Source organism: Escherichia sp. R1, assembly GCF_003000935.1.
GTDB lineage: Bacteria > Pseudomonadota > Gammaproteobacteria > Enterobacterales > Enterobacteriaceae > Escherichia > Escherichia coli.
This window is the reverse complement of sequence record NZ_PSRU01000009.1, coordinates 42,780-66,611: the sequence shown is the minus strand read 5'-3', so window position 1 is coordinate 66,611 and position 23,832 is coordinate 42,780. Positions and strand designations below refer to the sequence as shown.

Below are 23,832 nucleotides of genomic sequence, written 5' to 3'. Positions count from 1 at the left end.
ACGCATACCGGGCTTTTCAAAACAGGTGATGGAGTATGGTTAACGCAGCGCCCACCACTCGCGCAGGCAGGCTTTGCCTTCCGGGCAGCTTTTACAATTGCCAGAGAGGCAGCCGTCAGGTTCTTCCTGAATCCGCACGGCTTTGCCCATGCTTTCCAGCTGTTGCAGCATGGCGTTAATCATTGGCTGCGGGGTGTTCAATGTCTGGCTTATCTGGGCCGCTTCCATACGGCCCCGTAACGCCAGCAAATCACGCACCTGAATAAGTGAAGCCATTAATGGCAATCACCGGTGGTGCTGGCTGCGCAGCAACTGCTTACCGACTTGCGCGTTGCCAGCAGTTCGATATCCACCCGGCTACGCGCGCGACGCAGCAAACCGATAACCACGATGTTAAACAGGATAACCGCCAGAATGCACACCAGGCTGTAAGTTGGGTGCTGGCTGTAGCTGGCGACCTGATAGAACAATGTTGCCAGTGAGTAAGCGATATTCAGCCCCCACAGGATGGAGAAGCCCATCCAGCCACGGCTTGATTCACGGGCGATAGCCCCCATCACCGAGATGCACGGTACATACAGCAGGACGAAAATCAGGTAGCTGTATGCGGCAGCTGCGCTACCGAATTTCTGATCCATCACGCCCATCGCCCCGGTCCCCATTTCGCCGTCGCCTTTGCTCGCTTCAATGGGATTCATCAGTACGCTAAGGCTGAAGGTGTCTTTCAGGCTCTGCCAGGTTTCATCTACCGCGCTGAACAGCTCTTCACCGAGGTTAAATTCTGCCGGATTGAACTCTTCGTCCTGAATATTTTCTGCGGTGTAGAGGGTGTTGAGCGTGCCCACCACCACTTCTTTCGCCATTGCGCCTGTAAACAGGCCAACCGTTGCCTGCCAGTTATCTTCATGCACGCCAATCGGCTTGAAGACTGGGGTGATCACCCGGCTGACGGAAGCCAGCGCCGAGTCGTTGATGTTATCGACGATTTTTCCGCTCAGCGAGAAGCTGTTGAAGGCGCTCAGGAAAATGCTGACGATGATAATCACTTTACCAGCACGCAGAACGAAGCCTTTCAGACGCTGCCAGGTCTGGATAATCAGGCTTTTAACGTGTGGTACATGGTAGACCGGCAGCTCCATGACAAACGGCGTCGCTTCACCGCGCATGATGGTGTACTTGAGCATCAGGCCAGTCAGCACCGCCATTACGATACCCAGCATATACAGCGAGAAGACCGCCAGCGCACCGTTCTGCCCGAAGAAGGCAGCCGCGAATACTGCGAAGATAGCCAGACGCGCGCCGCAGGACATAAACGGTGCCATCATGATGGTCATCAGACGTTCACGCGGTGCATCAAGCGTACGTGCGCCCATTACCGACGGTACGTTACAACCGAAACCAACGATCAGCGGTACAAAGGATTTCCCCGGCAAGCCCAGCGCCTGCATCAGACGGTCCATCACAAACGCCGCACGCGCCATATAGCCGGAGTCCTCAAGGAAGGAGAGGAACAGGTACATCATGCCGATCTGCGGCACCAGTGGCAGCACGGTGTTAATACCACCGCCCAGGCCTTGGGCGAGGAAGATAGTCAGCCAGTCCGGGAAGTGGAGCGTGTAGCCAATCCACTGAATACCATGCACAAAGAGTGCTACGGAGCCGACGTCAAACAGCGGCTGTAACGCCCCGCCGATGTTGATAGCCAGCAAGAACATCAGGTACATCACAAAGAGGAAAATCGGCAGACCGAGGAAACGGTTGAGCACGATTTTATCTACCGCAGTGGTGAAACGGCTGGGTTCTGCCGTCAGGGTGTTGCTTACCACATCACAGATGGCAGAAATGCACTGGTAACGCGCATCGGCAATGTGCAGCGCCGGATCGTCCATCTCATTACGCAGACGGGCGAGGGCGGCATCCAGATGCTGCGACGCTTCACCGGCGTAGGCGCGGCTGTAGATATCGCCTTCCAGCATTTGCAGGCCCAGCCAGCGACGTTGTTTCAGCGGGATGTCGGAAGGCATCACTTTTGCCAGTGAATCTGCTTCGTTGAGCAGCGGCTGAGCGTAATGCACCAGTTCCACATTTTCGTTAGCTTTATAGCGATCAATCGCCAGCTTGAGCGCTTCAATACCGCGACCACGGGTTGAAACCAGCGGGATCACCGGGCAGCCAAGACGCGCCGACAGAGCATCAATTTCAATGCGAATATTTTGCTTCTCGGCAATGTCGAGCATGTTCAGCGCCACGATGCATGGAATGCCGAGTTCCAACAGTTGCAGCGTCAGGTACAGGTTACGCTCAAGGTTAGACGCATCCACCACGTTAATCAGCAGGTCTGCGTCGCCACTCAAAATGTAGTGACAGGCGATTTGCTCATCGAGCGAGGTCTGCGATGAGATGGTGGTCAGAGAATAGGTGCCGGGCAGGTCCACCAGCGTGACCTGATGATCGGTGGTGGAGAATTGCCCTTCTTTACGTTCGACGGTAACGCCAGCCCAGTTACCTACACGCTGACGTGCGCCAGTGAGCTGGTTAAATAACGTTGTCTTGCCAGAATTTGGATTACCAATTAAGCCAATGGTTAATTTTTTCATTGTTGTTATCACCGTATTAACAGGAAACCGCTTCCACTTCTAATAAGGCCAGATCTTTTTTGCGTAATACCAGGCTCACACGACGGGTTTCGATATGAATGGGGTCGCCGAGTGGAGCGACGCGCACCACATTAAAAGAGGAGCCAGGTAACATGCCAAGAGAAAGCAGTTTTTGGCGATATGCCGGGCTGATTTCACGGGAAAAGCCAGTAATTTTCCACGCAGTATCTGGAGTGTATTGCATAGGTGCCTACTTGTTTCTCATTAACTGGATAACTACCTCATGGGGCGTTTGACAGCGACATGAGACCAGATGATTTGCCAACGAAGGAGAGATTAAATAATCAACAGTACAATGATAATGAGAATGGTTTCTATCAGCAATACTTAAAATGTGTGTGAATGTTGGTTTGAATAATAATCTGACTCAATGTTGATATGGCTCAAGGTTATATCGCAGCGAAAATATAATTCGCATGACGAATTATTAGGGCTGGTTAATGTTTAATTAAGGTCTCAGTTGTTAATGAAGTGATAAATATTAGGGAGTATATTGTGGGGTTGGCTGTGGAATAAAAATGCCGGAGATATACTCCGGCATTTTTATGTCAGGCAAGGCGTGTATTGCCAGATGCGGCGTGAACGCCTTATCTGGCCTACGATTTCGTGAAAATTTGAACCGTAGGCCAATCAGGGGGTTTAACGCTTTTTACCCATTGCTGCCGCCAGCGCGTCCATCATCGCGCTATTACCGGCAGGCTGCGCTTCACGCCCACGCGGTTTGGCTGCCGGGCGGTTGTTTTGCGGGCGATCGTTACCGCCACCGCGACGGGCGTTGGTTTCGCCAGGCTGCTCGTCCAGACGCATGGTCAGGGCGATACGTTTACGCTGAAGATCCACTTCCAGCACTTTCACCTTCACAATGTCGCCCGCTTTCACCACGGTATGCGGATCTTCCACAAACTTGTTCGACAATGAAGAGATGTGAACCAGGCCGTCCTGATGCACGCCAATATCGACAAACGCGCCAAAGTTGGTGACGTTGGTCACCGCACCTTCGAGGATCATACCCGGTTGCAGGTCGTTCATTGTCTCGACGCCATCGGCAAACTGAGCGGTTTTAAATTCCGGACGCGGATCGCGACCCGGTTTTTCCAGCTCTTTGATGATGTCGGTTACCGTCGGCACACCGAATTTCTCATCAGTAAAGTCAGACGCTTTCAGGTTACGCAGTTCGCTGCTGTTACCCATCAGATCTTTCAGTGCCTGCTGTGTTGCTGCCAGAATGCGTTCCACCACCGGATAGGCTTCCGGGTGAACGGTAGAAGCGTCCAGCGGGTTATCACCGTGGTTAATGCGCAAGAAGCCCGCGCACTGCTCGAAGGCTTTCGGCCCCAGACGGCTCACTTTTAACAGTTGCTGACGGTTCTGGAACTGGCCGTTCTCATCGCGCCAGGCCACGATGTTTTGCGCCATCATGCGCGTCAGGCCCGCCACACGGGTTAATAGAGGAACAGAAGCGGTGTTGAGATCGACGCCAACGGCGTTTACGCAGTCTTCTACTACTGCATCCAGTTTGCGTGCCAGCTGCGTCTGGCTGACGTCATGCTGATACTGACCTACGCCGATAGATTTCGGATCGATTTTCACCAGCTCCGCCAGCGGATCCTGCAAACGACGGGCGATAGACACCGCGCCACGCAGCGAAACGTCGAGATCCGGGAATTCCTGTGCTGCCAGCTCGGAAGCCGAGTAAACCGACGCGCCAGCTTCGCTGACGATCACTTTCTGCGCGGTCACTTTCGGGAACTGCTTCTGCACGTCGAGATAGAAACGTTCGGTTTCGCGGGAAGCTGTACCGTTGCCAATCGCCACCAGTTCAACGTTATGCTTTTCACACAGCGCAGCAACGGTCATCGCTGCTTTTGCGGCCTGCCCGGTATGCGGATAAATGGTATCGGTCGCCACCAGTTTGCCAGTTGCATCGACTACCGCCACTTTTACCCCGGTACGCAGACCCGGATCGAGGCCCATCGTTGCACGCAGTCCGGCAGGGGCCGCCATCAGCAGATCGTGCAGGTTACGGGCAAAGACGTTGATTGCTTCATCTTCCGCGCGTTCGCGCACGGTGCCCATCAGTTCAGTTTCCAGATGCATCAACACCTTGATGCGCCACGTCCAGCTCACCACACCTTTGCGCCAGCTATCCGCCGGGGCATTGTTCAGGCGCAGGCCAAGGTGATCCATGATGATTTGCTCGCAATAGCTCTCTTTCGGCGGCTCTTCGAACTGCGGATCGGCATTCAGCGAAAGCTGGAGTATGCCTTCGTTACGACCACGGAACATCGCCAGCGCGCGGTGAGAAGGCACCGTGGACAGCGGTTCGTGATGATCGAAATAGTCGCGGAATTTCGCCCCTTCCTCTTCTTTACCATTCACCACGGTTGAGACCAAATGCGCGTTCTTCCACAGATAATCACGCACTTTCGCCAGCAGCGCGGCATCTTCGGCAAACCGTTCCATCAGGATATAGCGCGCGCCGTCCAGCGCGGCTTTGGTATCTGCCACGCCTTTATCGGCATCAATATATTGTGCAGCGGCGACTTCTGGCGTGTGTGACGGATCGCTCCACAGCAGATCGGCCAACGGCTCAAGCCCTGCTTCAATGGCGATTTGCCCACGGGTGCGGCGTTTAGGTTTGTAGGGCAGGTAGAGGTCTTCGAGTTCGGTTTTGCTTAGGGTGGCGTTGATGGCATTCGCCAGATCATCGGTGAGTTTGCCTTGCTCGGAAATAGACTTGAGGATCGCCTGACGTCTCTCTTCCAGCTCGCGCAGATAGCTCAGACGCGTTTCCAGATTACGCAGCTGCGTGTCATCCAGACCGCCGGTGATTTCCTTACGATAACGTGCGATAAACGGCACGGTATTCCCTTCGTCAAGCAGGCGAACGGCAGCGTCAACCTGTTCCGGGCGCGCCTGAATTTCACCCGCAATAATGCGGCAGAACGAATCATTCATCATGGTTTGAGTTCATCTTTTCGGATCAAAAATCAGGGGATAGTTATACGGACTGGCTGGCAAAAATGCCAGCCATCGGCAGGAGGTTAAGACTCTTCCTTACGGTTTCACGTACTCGATAGCATTAACATACCAGCTCGCTTCCCCGGCAGGGGTATTCACCACCGCCAGATCGCCGACTTCTTTTTTCAGCAATGCGCGGGCCATCGGGGAATCGATAGAGATGTAATCTTTACGGCCAAAAATTTCATCGTAGCCGACAATACGGAAACGGTGAGTCACACCATCGTCGTTTTCAATCTCCACCCACGCACCAAAAAAGACTTTGCCTTCCTGCTGCGGGGAGTAATCGACGATTTTGAGATTTTCCATGCATTTAGTGAGATAGCGCACGCGACGGTCGATTTCACGCAGGCGCTTTTTATTATACTGATAGTCAGCATTTTCGCTGCGGTCGCCCAGACTTGCGGCCCAGGTCACCTTTTTTGTGACCTCCGGGCGTTCTTCACGCCAGAGATAATTAAGCTCTTGTTTGAGTTTTTCATACCCTTCCCGGGTAACCAGGGGCGTTTTCATCTCGTTGATTCCCTTTGTCTGTTTGATAATGCGCACATTGGGTATAACGTGATCATATCAACAGAATCAATAATGTTTCGCCGAATAAATTGTATACTTAAGCTGCTGTTTAATATGCTTTGTAACAATTTAGGCTGAAATTCATACCAGATTTAGCTGGTGACGAACGTGAGCTTTTTTAAGAATACACGCTTACAAATTGTTGCGAACCTTTGGGAGTACAAACAATGCAAGAGAACTACAAGATTCTGGTGGTTGATGACGACATGCGCCTGCGCGCGCTGCTGGAACGTTATCTCACCGAACAAGGCTTCCAGGTTCGAAGCGTCGCTAATGCAGAACAGATGGATCGCCTGCTGACTCGTGAATCTTTCCATCTTATGGTACTGGATTTGATGTTACCTGGTGAAGATGGCTTGTCGATTTGCCGACGTCTTCGTAGCCAGAGCAACCCGATGCCGATCATTATGGTGACGGCGAAAGGGGAAGAAGTGGACCGTATCGTTGGCCTGGAGATTGGCGCTGACGACTACATTCCAAAACCGTTTAACCCGCGTGAATTGCTGGCCCGCATTCGTGCGGTGCTGCGTCGTCAGGCCAACGAACTGCCGGGCGCGCCGTCACAGGAAGAGGCGGTAATTGCTTTCGGTAAGTTCAAACTTAACCTCGGTACGCGCGAAATGTTCCGCGAAGACGAGCCGATGCCGCTCACCAGTGGTGAGTTTGCGGTACTTAAGGCGCTGGTCAGCCATCCGCGTGAGCCGCTCTCCCGCGATAAGCTGATGAACCTTGCCCGTGGTCGTGAATATTCCGCAATGGAACGCTCCATCGACGTGCAGATTTCGCGTCTGCGCCGCATGGTGGAAGAAGATCCGGCGCATCCGCGTTACATTCAGACCGTCTGGGGTCTGGGCTACGTCTTTGTACCGGACGGTTCTAAAGCATGAGGCGATTGCGCTTCTCGCCACGAAGTTCATTTGCCCGTACGTTATTGCTCATCGTCACCTTGCTGTTCGTCAGCCTGGTGACGACTTATCTGGTGGTGCTGAACTTCGCGATTTTGCCGAGCCTCCAGCAGTTTAATAAAGTCCTCGCGTACGAAGTGCGTATGTTGATGACCGACAAACTGCAACTGGAGGACGGCACGCAGTTGGTTGTGCCTCCCGCTTTCCGTCGGGAGATCTACCGTGAGCTGGGGATCTCTCTCTATTCCAACGAAGCTGCCGAAGAGGCAGGTCTGCGTTGGGCACAACACTATGAATTCTTAAGCCATCAGATGGCGCAGCAACTGGGCGGCCCGACGGAAGTGCGCGTTGAGGTCAACAAAAGTTCGCCTGTTGTCTGGCTGAAAACCTGGCTGTCGCCCAATATCTGGGTGCGCGTGCCGCTGACCGAAATTCATCAGGGTGATTTTTCTCCGCTGTTCCGCTATACGCTGGCGATTATGCTATTGGCGATAGGCGGGGCGTGGCTGTTTATCCGTATCCAGAACCGACCGTTGGTCGATCTCGAACATGCTGCTCTGCAGGTCGGTAAAGGGATTATTCCGCCGCCGCTGCGTGAATATGGCGCTTCGGAGGTGCGTTCCGTTACCCGCGCCTTTAACCATATGGCGGCTGGTGTTAAGCAACTGGCGGATGATCGCACGCTGCTGATGGCGGGGGTAAGTCATGATCTGCGTACGCCGCTGACGCGCATTCGCCTGGCGACCGAGATGATGAGCGAGCAGGATGGCTACCTGGCCGAATCGATCAATAAAGATATCGAAGAGTGCAACGCCATCATTGAGCAGTTTATCGACTACCTGCGCACCGGGCAGGAGATGCCGATGGAAATGGCGGATCTCAACGCAGTGCTCGGTGAGGTGATTGCTGCCGAAAGTGGCTATGAGCGGGAAATTGAAACCGCGCTTTACCCCGGCAGCATTGAGGTGAAAATGCACCCGCTGTCGATCAAACGTGCGGTGGCGAATATGGTGGTCAACGCCGCCCGTTACGGCAATGGCTGGATCAAAGTCAGCAGCGGCACGGAGCCGAATCGCGCCTGGTTCCAGGTAGAAGATGACGGTCCGGGTATTGCGCCGGAACAACGTAAGCACCTGTTCCAGCCGTTTGTTCGTGGCGACAGTGCGCGCACTATTAGCGGCACGGGATTAGGGCTGGCGATTGTGCAGCGTATCGTGGATAACCATAACGGGATGCTGGAGCTTGGCACCAGCGAACGGGGCGGGCTTTCCATTCGCGCCTGGCTGCCAGTGCCGGTAACGCGGGCGCAGGGTGCGACAAAAGAAGGGTAAATAAAACGGGAGGCGAAGGTGCCTCCCGTTTTGCTTTCTATAAGATACTGGATAGATATTCTCCAGCTTCAAATCATTACAGCTTCGGACCAGCCGCTACCAGCGCGGCACCCGCTGGGGTGTCGGTGTATTTATCGAAGTTGTCGATAAACAGTTTTGCCAGCGTTTCGGCTTTTTCCTGCCACTGTTCCGGAGAAGCGTAGGTGTTACGCGGATCGAGAATCTTCGTGTCTACGCCCGGCAGTTCGGTTGGGATCGCCAGGTTAAACATCGGCAGAGTGAAGGTTTCTGCGTTATCCAGCGAACCGTTGAGGATGGCGTCGATAATGGCGCGGGTATCTTTAATGGAGATACGTTTGCCAGTGCCGTTCCAGCCGGTGTTAACCAGATACGCCTGCGCGCCTGCCGCCTGCATACGTTTCACCAGCACTTCTGCGTACTGAGTCGGGTGCAGCGACAGGAATGCCGCGCCGAAGCAGGCGGAGAAAGTTGGCGTCGGTTCGGTGATGCCGCGCTCTGTACCAGCCAGTTTGGCGGTGAAGCCAGAGAGGAAGTGGTACTGGGTTTGATCGGCAGTCAGACGAGAAACCGGCGGCAGCACACCAAAGGCGTCTGCGGTCAGGAAGATAACTTTAGTTGCGTGGCCCGCTTTGGACACCGGCTTAACGATGTTTTCGATGTGATAGATCGGATAAGAAACGCGGGTGTTCTCGGTTTTTGAACCATCATCAAAGTCGATAGTGCCATCTTCACGCACGGTGACGTTTTCCAGCAGCGCATCACGACGGATAGCGTTGTAGATTTCAGGTTCCGCTTCTTTCGACAGCTTGATAGTTTTTGCGTAGCAGCCGCCTTCAAAGTTAAACACGCCGTCATCGTCCCAGCCGTGCTCGTCATCGCCAATCAGGCGACGTTTCGGGTCGGTGGAAAGGGTGGTTTTACCGGTGCCGGAAAGGCCGAAGAACACCGCAACATCGCCTTTCTCGCCAACGTTGGCGGAGCAGTGCATAGAAGCGATACCTTTCAGCGGCAGCAGGTAGTTCATCATTGAGAACATCCCTTTCTTCATTTCGCCGCCGTACCAGGTGCCGCCAATCAGCTGCATGCGCTCGGTCAGGTTAAACGCCACGAAGTTTTCGGAGTTCAGACCCTGTTCTTTCCACTGCGGGTTAGTGCACTTCGCGCCGTTCATAACGATAAAGTCTGGTTTGAAACCTGCCAGCTCTTCATCGCTCGGGCGAATAAACATGTTTTTGACAAAATGCGCCTGCCAGGCCACTTCGGTGATGAAACGGACGGAAAGACGAGTATCCGGGTTCGCACCACAGAAGGCGTCGACAACGAACAGACGTTTGCCGGAAAGTTGTTTGGTCACCAGGCCTTTCAGATGCTGCCAGGTTTCCGGAGAGAGAGGTTTGTTGTCGTTCTTACCTTTGCCTTTGTCTGCCCACCAGAAAGTATCGCGAGTGGTATCGTCACGAACGATATACTTATCTTTTGGTGAACGACCGGTGAAGATCCCGGTATCGACGGCAACGGCACCCAGATTAGTTAACACCCCGCGCTCATAACCGGTCAGGCTCGGGTCCAGCTCTTCCTGATACAGCAGATCGTAGCTTGGGTTGTAAACGATATCATGTACGTCACTGATACCATAAGCCTCGAGTTCTTGCGGGGTCAAACCATTGTTAACGCGCATTTCACTGCTCCTTAGCCAATATGTATTGCCTGAATAGTAAAGTCTTTTTGGGGGTGTTAACCGCGACAAGGCTCATAGATTTACGTATCTGGAGAAATTCATATTTGACAAAAAACTCCGTGATTCCTGTCACGAAACGGTTGCTATTATCGCAGAAATAGCATTTTAGGTGTGGAAAATGTTCTCAAAAGGTTAAATTTTGGTTTATATGGCGGGAATATTGTGAGTGGAATCGCATTCATGAATGAAATTGATGCAAATTCAATCGGTAAAGTATCGATTCACCACGCTAACTTTTTTTGATTATTTTCTGAAAAAAGCAAAATACTACTGCCCGGATGCGATAATTAACCCACCTTTTGATTCTGGATAACCAACATGGATAACGTTGAACTTTCACCGGCAACACGCTGGGGGATGATTGCTACCGGATTACTTCAGGGGCTGGTTTGCTACCTGCTGATCGCCTGGCTTGCCGGAAAAAATCTCAGTTGGATTGTTTATGGCGTGCCTGTGACCGTCGCGTTTTCATCCGTTTTACTCTTCTCCGTGATCTCCTTTAAACAGAAGCGCCTTTGGGGATGGCTGGCGCTGGTGTTTATTGCCACGCTGGGAATGAGCGGCTGGCTGAAGTGGCAAACTGATGGCATGACCCCCTGGAGAGCTGAAAAGGCGCTTTGGGATTTTGGCTGCTATCTGCTGCTGATGGCAATGTTGTTGCTACCGTGGATACAACAAAGCCTTCGCATCCGCAATGACAGTAGCCGCTATCGCTACTTTTACCAGTCTGTATGGCATAACGTACTTATATTACTGGTGATTTTTCTCGCCAATGGCCTGACGTGGCTGGTGCTTTTACTGTGGAGTGAGTTGTTTAAACTTGTTGGCATCACGTTTTTCAAAACGCTCTTTTTTGCAACCGACTGGTTTATTTATCTCACGTTAGGTCTGGCTACCGCGCTGGCGGTGATCCTCGCGCGAACACAGTCACGTTTAATCGACTCTATTCAAAAGTTGTTCACGTTAATCGCCACGGGGTTGCTGCCGTTAGTATCATTGCTAACCCTGATGTTTATTATCACCCTGCCGTTTACGGGCCTGAGCGCGATTTCTCGCCACATCTCCGCCGCTGGGTTGCTGTTAACGCTGGCCTTTTTGCAATTGATCTTAATGGCTATTGTCCGCGATCCGCAAAAAGCGTCACTTCCCTGGACGGGGCCGTTGCGTTGCCTGATTAAAACCGCTTTGCTGGTTGCTCCGCTGTATGTGTTCGTCGCCGCCTGGGCGTTATGGATGCCGGTCGCTCAGTACGGCTGGACTGTCGACCGCTTGCAGGGCGCGCTGGCGGTGCTGGTGTTACTGGTATGGTCGCTGGGGTATTTTGTCAGTATCGTCTGGCGTAAAGGGCAAAACCCCCTTGTTCTTCAGGGCAAAGTGAACCTTGCGGTTTCGTTATTGGTGTTGGTAATACTGGTGCTTCTTAATTCTCCGGTGCTGGACAGTATGCGCATTAGCGTGAACAGTCATATGGCGCGTTATCAGAGCGGCAAAAACACGCCAGACCAGGTAAGTCTCTATATGCTCGAACAGAGCGGTCGCTATGGACGTGCGGCGCTTGAGTCGCTGAAAAGCGATGCCGAGTATATGAAAGACCCGAAACGCGCGCGGGATCTGCTGATGGCGTTAGATGGAGAGCAACATCTTCAGGAACAGGTATCGGAAAAAGTATTAGCCGATAATGTGTTAATTGCCCCAGGTTCTGGTAAACCGGATGCGACATTCTGGTCGGCCTTAATCCAGGATCGCTATAACGTGATGACCTGTATTGAAAAAGACGCCTGCGTACTGGTCGAGCAAGATCTGAATAGTGATGGTCAGGCGGAGCGGATCCTGTTTGCTTTTAATGATGACAGAGTCATTGTCTATGGCTTTGACTCAGCCAGAAAAGAATGGGACGCGCTTGATATGAGTTTACTTCCGCGCCAAATAACGAAAGAAAAATTACTCACAGCTGCGAAGGATGGAAAACTGGGGACGAGGCCTAAAGCGTGGCGCGATCTTGTAGTGGATGGTGAAAGGCTGGATGTGAATCTGAATGAGTGACAAAGCGCATCAGGTGTATTAGTCGTAAAATCCGGCAGAGTCCTCTCTGCCGGACATACTCATTAATGAACTTGCGGATCTGCCGGAGACGCGTTGTTGCGGATCTCGGCAATATCCATCGCATTGAACAGATAGTGGTTACCGCAGTAATCACAATGCATGTCAATTTCGCCATCTTCCGCCAGGATGCTATCGACTTCTTCATCAGGCAGCGTTTTCAGCGCATCGGCGCAACGTTCACGCGAGCAGGTGCATTTGAACTCCACATCCTGCGGATCGTAAACCGTCACCTCTTCTTCGTGATACAAACGCCACAACACTTCGTTTGCCGGTAAGGTCAGCAGTTCTTCGGTTTTGATGGTTTCGGTTAGCGTTGCCAGGTGGTCAAAGTCGTCCTGCTGGGCATTTTGCGCAGGCATTACCTGCAACAACATTCCGCCTGCAGCCGGTTTGCCGTCTACGTCGCCGGTGCGAATAAACAGGCGCGTCGGCAGCTGTTCAGAACGCATAAAGTAATCTTCCAGGCAGGCCGCCAGGGTATCACCTTCCAGACCAACCACGCCCTGATAGCGTTCGCCTTCGCTCGGGGTGATGGTGATCACCACGTAACCATTGCCGACCAGCGTTTTCAGGTCGGCATTTTCTGGAATTTCGCCCTGCACGCGCGCCACACCGCGCATCTGCTGGTTGTTGTTACCGTTAATAACCGCTAGATTCATCGGACCGTCGCCTTGCAGCTGTACGGTGATATCACCATCAAACTTCAACGTAGCGGTTAACAGGCTGGTCGCAACCAGCAGTTCTGCCAGCACGTTTTTAACGGGCTGCGGATAATCGTGATTCTCAAGGATCTGTTGCAGGGTTTCCGAAACGGTTACCAGTTCGCCGCGAACGGCAAAGTTTTCAAACAGATAGCGATGTAATTGGTCATGTTGCGGCATAATCATCTCTCTTGCAGGTGACAGTTATTCACTGTCGCCGTGTTTAAATCGTAACAGGTCGCGGCGCTCTTTTTTGTCCGGGCGTCGGTCCGGATGCGGCATGGTTAAGGCATTAAGTTTACGTGCCAGCGCCATTTTTTCGCGTTTCTCTACACTTTCCGCAGTCTCTTCATACAGCAAGGCTGCCTCGCTGGCGGGGCGACGCTGTTCAGTAATCGCCTTTACAATCACCGTGCGTTCGTCATTTCCCTGGCGCAGAGTGAGCGTGGCATTCAGCTCGACGATTTTGCTTGGCTTGCTGCGCTGCCCGTTGTAATGCACCTTACCGCCTTCAATCATTTCACGGGCCAGCGCGCGGGTTTTATAAAAACGGGCAGCCCATAGCCATTTATCCAGTCGAACCTCAACAGCAGGTTTTTCTTTCATGGCATCTCCTTCACATTAGCGAGGGGATCAGGCGGCGGTAGTCATTCAGTGACGGATGGCGTTGATACTGTTTCTCGGCAATCCCGGAGTCAGGATTAGTCACGCCGAGGCAGTAACGAATACCAAATTGCGCGGCAGCATCGAGAATCGCTTCGCTGTCATCAATAAACAGCGTTCTTTCAGCTTTCAGACCCGTAGCTTCGGCCACCGCATGCCATAACCGCTGATCCTCTTTCGGATAACCAAATGTGTGGGTGGAAAGTAATAAATCAAGGTGTGCGTCCAGACCGGTATGCTCAAGTTTTACCGCCAGGTTGTGCGGATGAGCATTGGTGAGCAAAATTCGCTGCTTACCGCTGGCTTTCAGTGCCTCAAGAAACGGAATGGTATCTTCACGCAGTACGGCGCGCGGTCCCATCTCGGTGGTCATCGCACAGATATCCAGACCCAGTTGCTCACTCCAGTAATCAAGACAGTACCAGTTTAGCGTATGCTGTACGTCGTGATATTGCTGGCGCATATATTCCATCGCTTCCTGTGGCGTAACTCCGTTTTTCGCGCCCCATGTTTCAGGCACCAGCTTTTGCCAGAAATAGTTATCGAAGGCGAGGTCAAGCAACGTGCCGTCCATATCCAGCAGAACGGTATCTACGTCCTGCCAGGCAATGTTGATATGCATGAGGGAAATCTCCAGAGTGAAGCAATTTGCGCGACAGGGTAGCATAACCTGCCGCGCAAACGTGTTATTCGATAAGGCTTTCTGAAGGGGTGATCAGCTGCGGGTTCAGGCAGCTTTCATAATAGGCCTGAATCTTCATCATGCGAGTACGATGGCGCTGGTAACGACGCCAGGCCTGTACGCCATTATAAATGGCGCTACCCAGCATCGTCAGTAGCAGCAGCGTGGTGCTGAGATAGCGCCACAGGCCGGAACGATCCGGGATCGGATGAAGGCCAATATGCTGCGTACCATTGGCGTCAGTGAAGATTTTTGTGACGATACCTTCGGCGTTAAACGGCGTATGCATCAGCATTTGTGCCAGTTTCTGGAAAGCGTTCCACTGTTCTTGCGGCGGATAGTCGTAAAGTGATGCCGAAGGCCAGGGCTGATCAACAAAATCGCTGCCTTCGTCGCTGACAATCAGGAATCCGCCGGGGGCCGGACTGTTTAGTGATTGTGCCGCTCGCGCCGTTTCATGCGTGATAAACGGCGCGGTAGAGGTGGCCACCAGGTTATCCAGCGATTCCGCACTCACCGGGCGTAATAACACATTCACGCCATCGAGTTTCCCGGCGTTGGCGCGTTTTACCAGCGCGTCCCAGTCTTTACTGTTGCCGAGATTGACCAGCGCATTTTTCAGTCGCACACAGTCATCTTTGGCAGAACACAGATCTGCTGTCTTCAGAACAATGTCGCCAAAATCATCAAGCAATACCATACCGGATTTTTGAATTGCTGAACGTAATGAGGCACTGACGCGAGATTCATCTTCCGGTTTAGGGTGCAGCTGGCGATTAACTGCTTCGGTCAATGCCGTCGCTTTGTTGACCAGTTCAGATTCTGGTAATGGCAATGAGCGGGCGTCGTTCCAGATGATCTGCGAGCAGTCAAACGGTAAAAAAGGTGAGTTGGTTTTCGCGCTCCAGGTACCTGAAGTGCGAATATTACACATTCCCGTACCGCTAATACGCAATGTATCGCCAACCCGCACGCCAGCGTCAGCCAGTTGTTTCACGCTGGTGGCTTCAATGGTCTGCGCGCCTTTCATCCACGAGAGGGTGAATTTCAGCGGCATATCCAGCGGGATCCAGAATAACAGCATAAACAGCACCAATAGCGAGCCCGCAGCAATAATCGTACTGCGCAGCCAGTGCTGTAACGGAAAGTTTTTTACTTCATCATGCAGCGAAAGATATCGCCCCTGACGCACTACGTGGCGGTCGAGATAGATATCGATATCGGTTTGTTGACCAAGATCCTGAGCAATGTATGGCTGCCAGTGTGCGGGATAGACCAGGTCGATAATACCGAGTGAAATATTGTTGATCTGTTCCTGATCGTTTTCGCCAAACAATCCCCAACGACGGGGTGTACCGCGCAGACAATGAATTTCCCGCAGGGAGGATTTTGCCGGGGGCGCGAATAGCCCCCACAGACCTGCGCCCAGCAGCAGTAACGCGCCGCCTGCCAGCCACGGAACAAAGACATCCGGGGTAATCAGGCAGAAAAAGAACATCATGAAGGAGGCGACAATCAGCAACGCTTCGCGCAGCCCGCGCGGACGACTCAGCGCATACTCTTCGTGCGTTTCTTTGCGAATATTGAGCAGCTCTATTTGCTCGCTCTCTTCCCCGCGAATCGACGCCTGCGTTGACGGAACAGGTTGCAAGGCATAGCCGCGAGTTTCCTGCATGTACTCCTGCAGCGTATGACCGTTGAGTGAAATAACCAGCGGCAGCGAATCGGTATGAATCAGTTCAACGGTATTCTCATCGTTGATGTACTGTTCCCAGAAAGGGGGCAGGTGGACTTCTACCGAATCGAGGTAGTAACGCCATTTATTCGGATCGTCGGTAGAGATGCCATAACGCGTGATAGCGTGTGTCAGCATCATGACGTTGTTGCTTTCGGCATTCAGCGCCAGAGAGATCGGTGCCGCGCTGGCTCCCGTTGGGCCAGGCACCTGTAATACCTGCGTCAGGCTCTCAAGATAATTTTCAACGGCGCTACGTTCTTCAGATGTGAGTTTACGCGTTTGCGCATCCACGAAGGCGTTGGTCCAGGGCAGCTGACGCCGTCTGGATCGCACTTTTATCAGCCATCCCGCAAGTAGTGAGCAGGCCAGCAAAGCAGCTAAAAAAATCACAATGGTGCTCATGCTTTCCCCATCTTACTTAGTCTGTCAGGCGTGGTCAGTCGCACCGGACACAATACATGATTCTGCGGTTGGCTATCGGCAAGCGTGGAGTTTAACTTGAGCATCATTAAGCACATCACAGTAACCGCTGATCATAGCAAACCCTCTGAAGGCGGAATATCAGCAAATTCCTGGAGTTATTTCAACCTATTGACTTTTAATTTGATTTGAGGACGATTATTTATTAAGTTACATAAATGTAAATAACATGCAATTCACATTGCCGAAAGCGTGTCCGATATCGCACAATAACCGCTGATTTCACAGCATAGATCCCACGATGAGCAAATCATTACAAAAACCCACCATTCTGAATGTTGAAACTGTAGCCCGTTCCCGACTGTTTACCGTCGAAAGCGTGGATCTGGAGTTCAGCAATGGCGTGCGGCGTGTTTATGAACGAATGCGTCCAACCAACCGGGAAGCAGTGATGATTGTGCCGATTGTGGACGATCACCTGATCCTGATCCGCGAATACGCAGTGGGAACTGAATCCTACGAATTAGGTTTTTCGAAAGGATTAATTGATCCGGGTGAAAGCGTCTTTGAAGCCGCTAACCGCGAGCTAAAAGAAGAGGTTGGATTTGGTGCGAACGATCTGACTTTTTTGAAGAAGCTCAGCATGGCACCGTCTTACTTTTCCAGCAAAATGAATATCGTGGTAGCGCAAGATCTCTACCCGGAATCACTGGAAGGCGATGAGCCAGAGCCGTTACCACAGGTGCGCTGGCCGCTGGCGCATATGATGGATTTGCTGGAAGCCCCTGACTTCAACGAAGCGCGTAATGTCAGCGCGCTGTTCCTCGTGCGCGAATGGTTGAAAGGGCAGGGGCGAGTGTAAATGCGTGAAGTTTGCCTGATGCATAATGCTTATCAGGCTTACGAAGTTCCTGCAATTTATTGAATTTTCAATTTTTTGTTGGCCGGATAACGCGTTCACCCGCATCCGGTATAAACAAAGTGCACTTTGTCAGCAAACTTAAAAAGGCGCTGAAGCGCCTTTTTAATCAGAACAATTCCTGTGCCTCGCCATTATCGATAATGGTCGTTCCCACCTCGTGCACCGCCTGTTGTGTCGGCTGCGTACCTTCGATGAAATACTCTTCGCGGCTGTTGCCACCATTAGCTAATTGCCCGGTGCTGCGATCGATATTCACCGTCACAATACCCGGTGGCGGCGTCAGCGGCTGCTCCGGCACACCTTCAAGAACGGCTTTCATATAAGCGTCCCATGCAGGCTGGGCACTCTTGGCACCGCCTTCGTAACCTGAGATCTGATCTTTAATCGCTCCGGAAGCCGTTGTATGACCGAGATTACGACGGTGATCATCAAAGCCAATCCAGACCGAGGTCACAACGCCCGGACCGTAACCCGAGAACCACGCATCTTTCGAACTGTTAGTGGTACCCGTTTTTCCGCCTATGTCATGCCGTTGTAAATCACGACCTGCTCGCCAGCCAGTACCCTGCCAGCCTGGTTCACCAAAAATATTGGTGTTCAAGGCACTCTTAATCAGGAATGCCAGCGGTGTGTTGATGACGTGCGGTGCGTACTCCTGCGCGCCAGTCTTCGCCACTAACGCCTGATTTGCCTGCTCCAGCTGCGGCATTGGTACAGAAACATTCTGCTGCTCGCGGGAGATAGCGACATCTTCAACATCGTTATTTTCCAGCACGTTCGATTTCTGCGTATCACCGTAAATCACCGGAATATCGCATTCCGGGCAGGCTACTTTCGGTTTCGCTTCGAAAATCACGCCGCCCTGATCGTTTTCAATTTTGCTGATAAACCACGGGTCCACCAGGAAGCCGCCGTTCGCCATGACCGCGTAGCCGCGCGCCACCTGCATTGGGGTGAAGGACGCTGAACCCAGCGCCAGCGATTCGGTGTGGACAATGTTTTGTGCCGGGAAGCCGAAGCGTTGCAGATATTCTGCAGCGTAGTCGACGCCCATCGCCCGCATTGCGCGTACCATCACCACGTTTTTCGACTGACCCAGCCCCTGACGTAAGCGAATTGGACCGGCATACTGCGGTGGTGAGTTCTTCGGCTGCCAGTCAGAACCGGCACCTGCATCCCAGCGGGAAATTGGCACATCGTTCAACATACTTGCCAGCGTCAGACCTTTATCCATCGCCGCGGTGTAGAGGAACGGTTTGATGTTGGAACCCACCTGACGCAGTGCCTGGGTGGCGCGGTTAAACTTGCTCTGATTGAAATCAAAGCCACCGACCAGCGCCATAACGGCACCGTTTTGCGGATTGATCGACACCAGCGCCGAGTTCACTTCCGGCACTTGCGCCAGCCACCATGCATCGCCAACTTGACGAACCCAGATTTGCTGACCCGTTTGCAGAACATCGGTCACTTTACGTGGCGTCGGTCCCTGCTGAGTATCCGAACGGTAAGGACGCGCCCAGCGAACACCTTCCATACTCAATACGACGGTCGACCCGTCTGCCAGCATCGCTGTTGCTTCCTGAGGATTGGCGCTGGTGACTGCGGCAGGCAGCAGCGGACCATAGGTCGGCAGCGCCTTCAGCGTATCGGTAATTTTGTTGTTGTCCCACGCCGATTCGCCCACTTTCCACAGCACATTCGCCGGGCCGCGATAGCCGTGGCGCATGTCGTAGTCCAGCACGTTATTACGTACCGCCTGCTGTGCGGCCTGCTGCACTTTGCGGGTGATGGTGGTGTAAATGCGATAACCGTCTTCATAGGCACTTTCGCCATAACGGTTATACATCTCCTGGCGCACCATTTCGCTCAGGTATGGCGCAGAGAAAGCAATCTCCGGCGCGTGATAGTTAGCGTTAATCGCCTCAGTGCGTGTCTGATCGAACTGTTGTTGGGTGATATACCCTTCATCCAGCATCCGCGACAGCACGACGTTACGCCGCGCGACGGCACGATCCATTGAGTAGAGCGGGTTGAAGGTGGAAGGCGCTTTCGGCAGCCCGGCTATCACCGCCATTTCGTTCAACGTCAGTTGGTCGACAGTTTTACCGAAATAGACTTGTGCCGCAGCACCGACACCATAGGCGCGGTAACCGAGGTAAATTTTGTTCAGATAAAGCTCGAGGATCTCGTCTTTCGTCAGCAACTGTTCAATGCGAATCGCGAGGAAGACTTCCTTAATCTTGCGCATCAGCGTGCGTTCTGGACTGAGGAAGAAGTTTCTCGCCAGCTGCTGGGTAATGGTACTCGCCCCTTGTGACGCGTGACCGGAGAACAGCGCCACGCTTGCCGCACGGAAGATCCCCACCGGGTCAACGCCGTGATGCTCGTAGAAGCGGCTGTCTTCCGTCGCGATAAAGGCTTTCACCATCTCCGGCGGGATTTGATCCAACGTAACCGGAATACGACGTTTCTCACCGTATTGAGCAATCAGCTCGCCATCGGCGCTGTAAATCTGCATCGGAATTTGCAGGCGAACATCTTTTAATGTCGCCACATCCGGCAGTTGTGGCTCGATGTAGCGGTATAGGCCATAAATCGAGCCTGCTCCCAGCAGAATGCAACAGACTGCAAGGATCAAAAAATACTTTACGAACTTCACTGGAAATTTCCCATTTAGTTTCATTTGGGCAGTTTATAAACAAACGCGCGGTAGTATAAAGGCAAGCCAGACGCATTGATATACCCGTCAGAGTGACGGGTGATAAGGAGATCATCACAATGGCATTTAAGAACTGGCAAATTGGTTTGCATTTACAACAGCAAGAAGCGGTAGCGGTTGCTATCGTGCGGAGCGCAAAAGAATGCTTATTGCACCGCTGGTGGCGGTTGCCACTGGAGAACGACATTATCAAAGATGGGCGGATTGTTGATGTGCAGCGGCTGGCTAACACGTTGTTACCGTGGAGTCGTGAACTGCCGCAGCGTCATCACATTATGTTGGCGTTTCCCGCCAGTCGCACATTACAGCGGTCATTTCCACGCCCGTCGATGTCCCTCGGTGAGCGGGAGCAAATGGCCTGGCTGTCCGGGACGATGGCCCGTGAACTGGATATGGATCCGGACTCCCTGCGCTTCGATTACAGCGAAGACTCACTCAGTCCCGCCTATAACGTGACTGCCGCGCAAAGCAAAGAGCTGGCAACGCTGCTTACTCTGGCAGAAAGGTTGCGTGTTCATGTTAGCGCGATCACTCCGGATGCCAGTGCATTACAGCGATTCCTGCCTTTTTTACCTTCTCATCAGCAATGTCTGGCCTGGCGTGATAACGAACAGTGGCTGTGGGCGACGCGCTATAGCTGGGGGCGCAAACTGGCGGTGGGGATGACTAGCGCGAAGGAGCTGGCGGCAGCGTTATCTGTTGATCCCGAAAGCGTCGCGCTATGTGGCGAAGGCGGATTTGACCCCTGGGAGGCGGTTTCTGTTCGTCAGCCGCCGCTACCGCCACCAGGTGGAGACTTTGCCATCGCGCTGGGGCTGGCGCTTGGGAAGGTGTACTGATGAACCCGCCAATTAATTTTTTGCCCTGGCGACAGCAACGCCGGACTGCTTTTCTTCGTTTCTGGTTGCTGATGTTCGTTGCGCCTCTGCTGCTGGCCATCGGGATAACGCTAATACTGCGTCTGACAAGCAATGCCGAAGCACGCGTAAACGCCGTTTTGCTTCAGGCGGAACAACAACTCGCCCGCAGCTTACAGATAACGAAACCACGTTTGCTGGAACGCCAGCAGTTACGCGAACAGCGTTTGCAACGGCAGCGCCAACGACAATTTACCCGCGACTGGCAATCTGCTCTGGAAGCACTGGCGGCGCTTTTACCCGAACATGCCTGGCTGACAACGATAAGCTGGCAGCAGGGAACGCTGGAGATCAAGGGGCTGACAACAAGCATTGCCGCGTTAAACGCGCTGGAAACGTCACTCCGCCAGGATGCTTCTTTTCATCTCAATCAGCGGGGGGCCACGCAGCAGGATGCGCAGGGACGCTGGCAATTTGAGTATCAGTTAACAAGGAAGGTTAGCGATGAACATGTTCTTTGACTGGTGGTTCGCCACATCACTCCGCCTCCGCCAGTTTTGCTGGGCAGTCTGGTTGCTGGTGTTAGTTACGCTCATTTTTCTGTCATTGACACACCATGAAGAGAGCGACGCATTAATTCGACTACGGGCAAATCATCACCAGCAGTGGGCTGCACTGTATCGCCTGGTAGACACCACTCCCTTCAGCGAGGAAAAAACGCTGCCCTTTTCGCCACTGGATTTTCAGTTATCCGGCGCGCAACTGGTTTACTGGCATCCATCCGCGCAGGGAGGTGAGTTGGCGTTGAAAACGCTGTGGGAAGCAGTGCCGTCGGCATTTACACGGCTGGCAGAGCGCAACGTCAGCGTGAGCCGTTTTTTGTTAAGCGTGGAAGGTGATGACCTTTTGTTCACGCTACAACTGGAGACGCCGCATGAGGGTTAAACGCTGGTTGTTAGCAGGCATTGCATTGTGCCTTTTAACCGGTATGCGTGACCCTTTTAAACCGCCGGAAGATCTATGCCGGATTAGCGAACTTAGCCAGTGGCGCTATCAGGGGATGGTAGGGCGAGGCGAGCGCATCATCGGTGTAATAAAAGATGGGCAAAAAAAATGGCGACGGGTGCAGCAAAACGATGTGCTGGAAAACGGCTGGACGATCTTACAGCTGACGCCAGACGCACTAACGCTGGGAACCGGGACAAACTGCGAACCGCCACACTGGTTGTGGCAACGGCAAGGAGATACAAATGAAGCAATGGATAGCCGCACTACTGTTGATGCTTATACCCGGCGTACAGGCGGCAAAGCCGCAAAAAGTGACGCTGATGGTGGATGACGTTCCGGTAGCTCAGGTGTTGCAGGCGCTGGCTGAACAGGAGAAGTTGAACCTGGTGGTTTCGCCAGACGTCAGCGGTACGGTGTCGTTACATTTAACTGACGTTCCCTGGAAGCAGGCACTACAAACTGTAGTGAAAAGCGCCGGATTGATAACGCGCCAGGAGGGCAACATTCTCTCGGTGCATTCCGTTGCCTGGCAGAATGACAATATCGCCCGCCAGGAGGCGGAGCAGACGCGGGCGCAGGCAAATCTGCCGCTGGAAAATCGCAATATTACTCTGCAATACGCCGACGCCGGAGAGCTGGCGAAAGCGGGGGAGAAGCTACTGAGTGCCAAAGGGAGTATGACCGTCGATAAACGCACCAATCGCCTTTTGCTGCGAGATAACAAAACGGCGTTAAGCACGCTTGAACAGTGGGTATCGCAAATGGATCTGCCGGTCGGGCAGGTTGAGCTGTCGGCGCATATTGTCACCATTAATGAAAAAAGTTTGCGTGAGTTAGGTGTGAAATGGACGTTGGCCGATGCGCAACAAGGTGGTGGCGTTGGGCAAGTCACCACGCTTGGCAGCGACCTCTCCGTAGCGACGGCGACAACGCATATCGGTTTTAACATTGGACGCATCAACGGACGTTTACTGGATCTTGAGCTTTCCGCGCTCGAACAAAAACAGCAGCTGGATATTATCGCCAGTCCGCGTCTGCTGGCCTCACATCTTCAGCCTGCCAGCATTAAACAGGGGAGCGAAATTCCATATCAGGTTTCCAGCGGGGAAAGTGGCGCGACGTCGGTGGAATTTAAAGAGGCCGTCCTGGGGATGGAAGTCACGCCCACGGTGTTACAAAAAGGTCGCATCCGGCTGAAATTACACATCAGCCAGAACGTTCCGGGGCAGGTGCTACAGCAGGCAGATGGCGAAGTACTGGCGATTGATAAGCAGGAGATCGAAACGCAGGTCGAGGTCAAAAGCGGAGAAACGTTGGCGCTGGGCGGCATTTTTACCCGTAAAAATAAATCGGGTCAGGATAGCGTACCGTTGCTTGGCGACATTCCCTGGTTCGGGCAATTATTTCGTCATGACGGAAAAGAAGATGAACGACGCGAGTTAGTGGTGTTTATCACGCCACGACTGGTTTCCAGTGAGTAAACAGCCGTAAAAGCGGTAATGTTTTTACGCTGAACGTGTTTCATCTATTTGACGCGCGCAGGTATTTAGCATACAAGGAGTACCGATTTGAGAGTTGGTGCTCTTCGCTGCCTGCGTTCCATGATGATGATTTATCATTCAGGCGGCATTTTGCTGTCTTTTTTACGCTAATCTTACCCGGTGATTTATCGCCAGAGCGGTGGTAGCAAGGCAGCGCGCTTGCAGCGACCAGATATGCAGAGGGATGGGTGATTTATTCAGTTGCCAAACCCGCTGGAGTATTGAGATAATT

20 protein-coding genes are annotated in these 23,832 nt (G+C 52.9%); 9 read left to right on the top strand and 11 right to left on the bottom strand.

Annotated features, from left to right (window positions below):
• Nucleotides 1-39 precede the first annotated feature (39 nt).
• The 5 genes from feoC to greB all read right to left on the bottom strand — a co-directional run bounded on the left by feoC (nt 40) and on the right by greB (nt 6,191).
• The gene (gene feoC, locus C4F37_RS12725; RefSeq protein WP_001490566.1) at nt 40-276 is read right to left on the bottom strand and encodes a [Fe-S]-dependent transcriptional repressor FeoC; all 237 of its coding nucleotides are present in this window, start codon (nt 274-276) and stop codon (nt 40-42) included.
• Nucleotides 276-2,597: a Fe(2+) transporter permease subunit FeoB gene (feoB, locus tag C4F37_RS12720; RefSeq protein WP_001539940.1), complete on the bottom strand. Its 2,322-nt coding sequence runs from the start codon at nt 2,595-2,597 to the stop codon at nt 276-278. Before feoB ends, feoC begins: the two co-directional genes overlap by 1 nt.
• A 16-nt stretch (nt 2,598-2,613) precedes the next feature.
• Complete coding sequence (feoA, locus tag C4F37_RS12715) at nt 2,614-2,841, bottom strand: ferrous iron transporter A (protein WP_001200455.1); 228 nt, start codon at nt 2,839-2,841, stop codon at nt 2,614-2,616.
• A gap of 455 nt (nt 2,842-3,296) precedes the next feature.
• Nucleotides 3,297-5,618 carry a Tex family protein gene (locus tag C4F37_RS12705; RefSeq protein ID WP_000980734.1) on the bottom strand — a complete coding sequence of 774 codons (2,322 nt, stop codon included), beginning with the start codon at nt 5,616-5,618 and terminating at the stop codon, nt 3,297-3,299.
• A gap of 96 nt (nt 5,619-5,714) precedes the next feature.
• On the bottom strand, nt 5,715-6,191 hold the full coding sequence (greB, locus tag C4F37_RS12700; protein ID WP_000856744.1) for a transcription elongation factor GreB: 477 nt from the start codon (nt 6,189-6,191) through the stop codon (nt 5,715-5,717).
• Nucleotides 6,192-6,418: 227 nt separating this feature from the next.
• On the opposite strand from greB, the gene ompR reads away from it, so the two are divergent.
• Together ompR and envZ are read left to right on the top strand one after the other, a co-directional pair.
• Nucleotides 6,419-7,138, top strand: a complete 720-nt coding sequence (gene ompR, locus C4F37_RS12690) for an osmolarity response regulator transcription factor OmpR (protein WP_001157751.1) — start codon at nt 6,419-6,421, stop codon at nt 7,136-7,138.
• Nucleotides 7,135-8,487 (top strand): two-component system sensor histidine kinase EnvZ, encoded by a 1,353-nt coding sequence (envZ, locus tag C4F37_RS12685; RefSeq protein WP_001253707.1) that lies wholly within the window; start codon nt 7,135-7,137, stop codon nt 8,485-8,487. The genes ompR and envZ overlap by 4 nt, the downstream gene beginning before the upstream one ends.
• A gap of 76 nt (nt 8,488-8,563) precedes the next feature.
• Here the strand turns inward: envZ and pckA are convergent, their stop codons facing one another.
• Entirely contained in the window at nt 8,564-10,186 is a 1,623-nt protein-coding gene (gene pckA / locus C4F37_RS12680) for a phosphoenolpyruvate carboxykinase (ATP) (RefSeq protein WP_001309803.1), read from the bottom strand.
• Nucleotides 10,187-10,564: 378 nt separating this feature from the next.
• Between pckA and C4F37_RS12670 the strand changes: the two genes are divergently transcribed.
• Entirely contained in the window at nt 10,565-12,289 is a 1,725-nt protein-coding gene (locus C4F37_RS12670) for a DUF4153 domain-containing protein (RefSeq protein WP_001539937.1), read from the top strand.
• Nucleotides 12,290-12,351: 62 nt separating this feature from the next.
• On the opposite strand, the gene hslO is transcribed toward C4F37_RS12670, so the two are convergent.
• The 4 genes from hslO to igaA all read right to left on the bottom strand — a co-directional run bounded on the left by hslO (nt 12,352) and on the right by igaA (nt 16,535).
• Entirely contained in the window at nt 12,352-13,230 is an 879-nt protein-coding gene (hslO, locus tag C4F37_RS12665) for an Hsp33 family molecular chaperone HslO (protein ID WP_001135574.1), read from the bottom strand.
• 24 nt (nt 13,231-13,254) lie between these two features.
• A complete protein-coding gene (hslR, locus tag C4F37_RS12660; RefSeq protein WP_000660483.1) occupies nt 13,255-13,656 on the bottom strand; it encodes a ribosome-associated heat shock protein Hsp15 in 402 nt (133 codons plus the stop codon).
• Nucleotides 13,657-13,666: 10 nt separating this feature from the next.
• Nucleotides 13,667-14,335, bottom strand: a complete 669-nt coding sequence (gene yrfG / locus C4F37_RS12655; RefSeq protein WP_001295168.1) for a GMP/IMP nucleotidase — start codon at nt 14,333-14,335, stop codon at nt 13,667-13,669.
• Between the two features lie 64 nt (nt 14,336-14,399).
• A complete protein-coding gene (igaA, locus tag C4F37_RS12650; protein WP_021517704.1) occupies nt 14,400-16,535 on the bottom strand; it encodes an intracellular growth attenuator protein IgaA in 2,136 nt (711 codons plus the stop codon).
• A 319-nt stretch (nt 16,536-16,854) separates the two neighbouring features.
• Here igaA and nudE point away from each other — a divergent pair, with 319 nt between their 5' ends.
• The gene (nudE, locus tag C4F37_RS12645; RefSeq protein WP_000045736.1) at nt 16,855-17,415 is read left to right on the top strand and encodes an ADP compounds hydrolase NudE; all 561 of its coding nucleotides are present in this window, start codon (nt 16,855-16,857) and stop codon (nt 17,413-17,415) included.
• Nucleotides 17,416-17,581: 166 nt separating this feature from the next.
• Here the strand turns inward: nudE and mrcA are convergent, their stop codons facing one another.
• Nucleotides 17,582-20,134, bottom strand: a complete 2,553-nt coding sequence (gene mrcA, locus C4F37_RS12640) for a peptidoglycan glycosyltransferase/peptidoglycan DD-transpeptidase MrcA (RefSeq protein ID WP_001298208.1) — start codon at nt 20,132-20,134, stop codon at nt 17,582-17,584.
• A gap of 119 nt (nt 20,135-20,253) precedes the next feature.
• Here mrcA and hofM point away from each other — a divergent pair, with 119 nt between their 5' ends.
• The 5 genes from hofM to hofQ are packed head-to-tail and all read left to right on the top strand — an operon-like array spanning nt 20,254 to nt 23,540.
• Complete coding sequence (gene hofM, locus C4F37_RS12635; protein WP_001296474.1) at nt 20,254-21,033, top strand: DNA utilization protein HofM; 780 nt, start codon at nt 20,254-20,256, stop codon at nt 21,031-21,033.
• Nucleotides 21,033-21,572: a DNA utilization protein HofN gene (hofN, locus tag C4F37_RS12630; RefSeq protein WP_001069307.1), complete on the top strand. Its 540-nt coding sequence runs from the start codon at nt 21,033-21,035 to the stop codon at nt 21,570-21,572. Before hofM ends, hofN begins: the two co-directional genes overlap by 1 nt.
• The gene (hofO, locus tag C4F37_RS12625) at nt 21,556-21,996 is read left to right on the top strand and encodes a DNA utilization protein HofO (RefSeq protein WP_001055744.1); all 441 of its coding nucleotides are present in this window, start codon (nt 21,556-21,558) and stop codon (nt 21,994-21,996) included. Before hofN ends, hofO begins: the two co-directional genes overlap by 17 nt.
• Nucleotides 21,986-22,390, top strand: a complete 405-nt coding sequence (gene hofP, locus C4F37_RS12620) for a DNA utilization protein HofP (protein WP_001264138.1) — start codon at nt 21,986-21,988, stop codon at nt 22,388-22,390. The genes hofO and hofP overlap by 11 nt, the downstream gene beginning before the upstream one ends.
• Nucleotides 22,302-23,540, top strand: a complete 1,239-nt coding sequence (hofQ, locus tag C4F37_RS12615) for a DNA uptake porin HofQ (protein WP_000816006.1) — start codon at nt 22,302-22,304, stop codon at nt 23,538-23,540. The genes hofP and hofQ overlap by 89 nt, the downstream gene beginning before the upstream one ends.
• The last annotated feature ends 292 nt before the right edge of the window (nt 23,541-23,832 follow it).

Excerpts from the sequence above, each read along its gene's own strand:
- feoC (WP_001490566.1), bottom strand. The coding sequence starts at position 276 with ATGGCTTCACTTATTCAGGTGCGTGATTTGCTGGCGTTACGGGGCCGT.
- feoB (WP_001539940.1), bottom strand. The coding sequence starts at position 2,597 with ATGAAAAAATTAACCATTGGCTTAATTGGTAATCCAAATTCTGGCAAG.
- feoA (WP_001200455.1), bottom strand. The coding sequence starts at position 2,841 with ATGCAATACACTCCAGATACTGCGTGGAAAATTACTGGCTTTTCCCGT.
- C4F37_RS12705 (WP_000980734.1), bottom strand. The coding sequence starts at position 5,618 with ATGATGAATGATTCGTTCTGCCGCATTATTGCGGGTGAAATTCAGGCG.
- greB (WP_000856744.1), bottom strand. The coding sequence starts at position 6,191 with ATGAAAACGCCCCTGGTTACCCGGGAAGGGTATGAAAAACTCAAACAA.
- ompR (WP_001157751.1), top strand. The coding sequence starts at position 6,419 with ATGCAAGAGAACTACAAGATTCTGGTGGTTGATGACGACATGCGCCTG.
- envZ (WP_001253707.1), top strand. The coding sequence starts at position 7,135 with ATGAGGCGATTGCGCTTCTCGCCACGAAGTTCATTTGCCCGTACGTTA.
- pckA (WP_001309803.1), bottom strand. The coding sequence starts at position 10,186 with ATGCGCGTTAACAATGGTTTGACCCCGCAAGAACTCGAGGCTTATGGT.
- C4F37_RS12670 (WP_001539937.1), top strand. The coding sequence starts at position 10,565 with ATGGATAACGTTGAACTTTCACCGGCAACACGCTGGGGGATGATTGCT.
- hslO (WP_001135574.1), bottom strand. The coding sequence starts at position 13,230 with ATGCCGCAACATGACCAATTACATCGCTATCTGTTTGAAAACTTTGCC.
- hslR (WP_000660483.1), bottom strand. The coding sequence starts at position 13,656 with ATGAAAGAAAAACCTGCTGTTGAGGTTCGACTGGATAAATGGCTATGG.
- yrfG (WP_001295168.1), bottom strand. The coding sequence starts at position 14,335 with ATGCATATCAACATTGCCTGGCAGGACGTAGATACCGTTCTGCTGGAT.
- igaA (WP_021517704.1), bottom strand. The coding sequence starts at position 16,535 with ATGAGCACCATTGTGATTTTTTTAGCTGCTTTGCTGGCCTGCTCACTA.
- nudE (WP_000045736.1), top strand. The coding sequence starts at position 16,855 with ATGAGCAAATCATTACAAAAACCCACCATTCTGAATGTTGAAACTGTA.
- hofM (WP_001296474.1), top strand. The coding sequence starts at position 20,254 with ATGGCATTTAAGAACTGGCAAATTGGTTTGCATTTACAACAGCAAGAA.
- hofN (WP_001069307.1), top strand. The coding sequence starts at position 21,033 with ATGAACCCGCCAATTAATTTTTTGCCCTGGCGACAGCAACGCCGGACT.
- hofO (WP_001055744.1), top strand. The coding sequence starts at position 21,556 with ATGAACATGTTCTTTGACTGGTGGTTCGCCACATCACTCCGCCTCCGC.
- hofP (WP_001264138.1), top strand. The coding sequence starts at position 21,986 with ATGAGGGTTAAACGCTGGTTGTTAGCAGGCATTGCATTGTGCCTTTTA.
- hofQ (WP_000816006.1), top strand. The coding sequence starts at position 22,302 with ATGAAGCAATGGATAGCCGCACTACTGTTGATGCTTATACCCGGCGTA.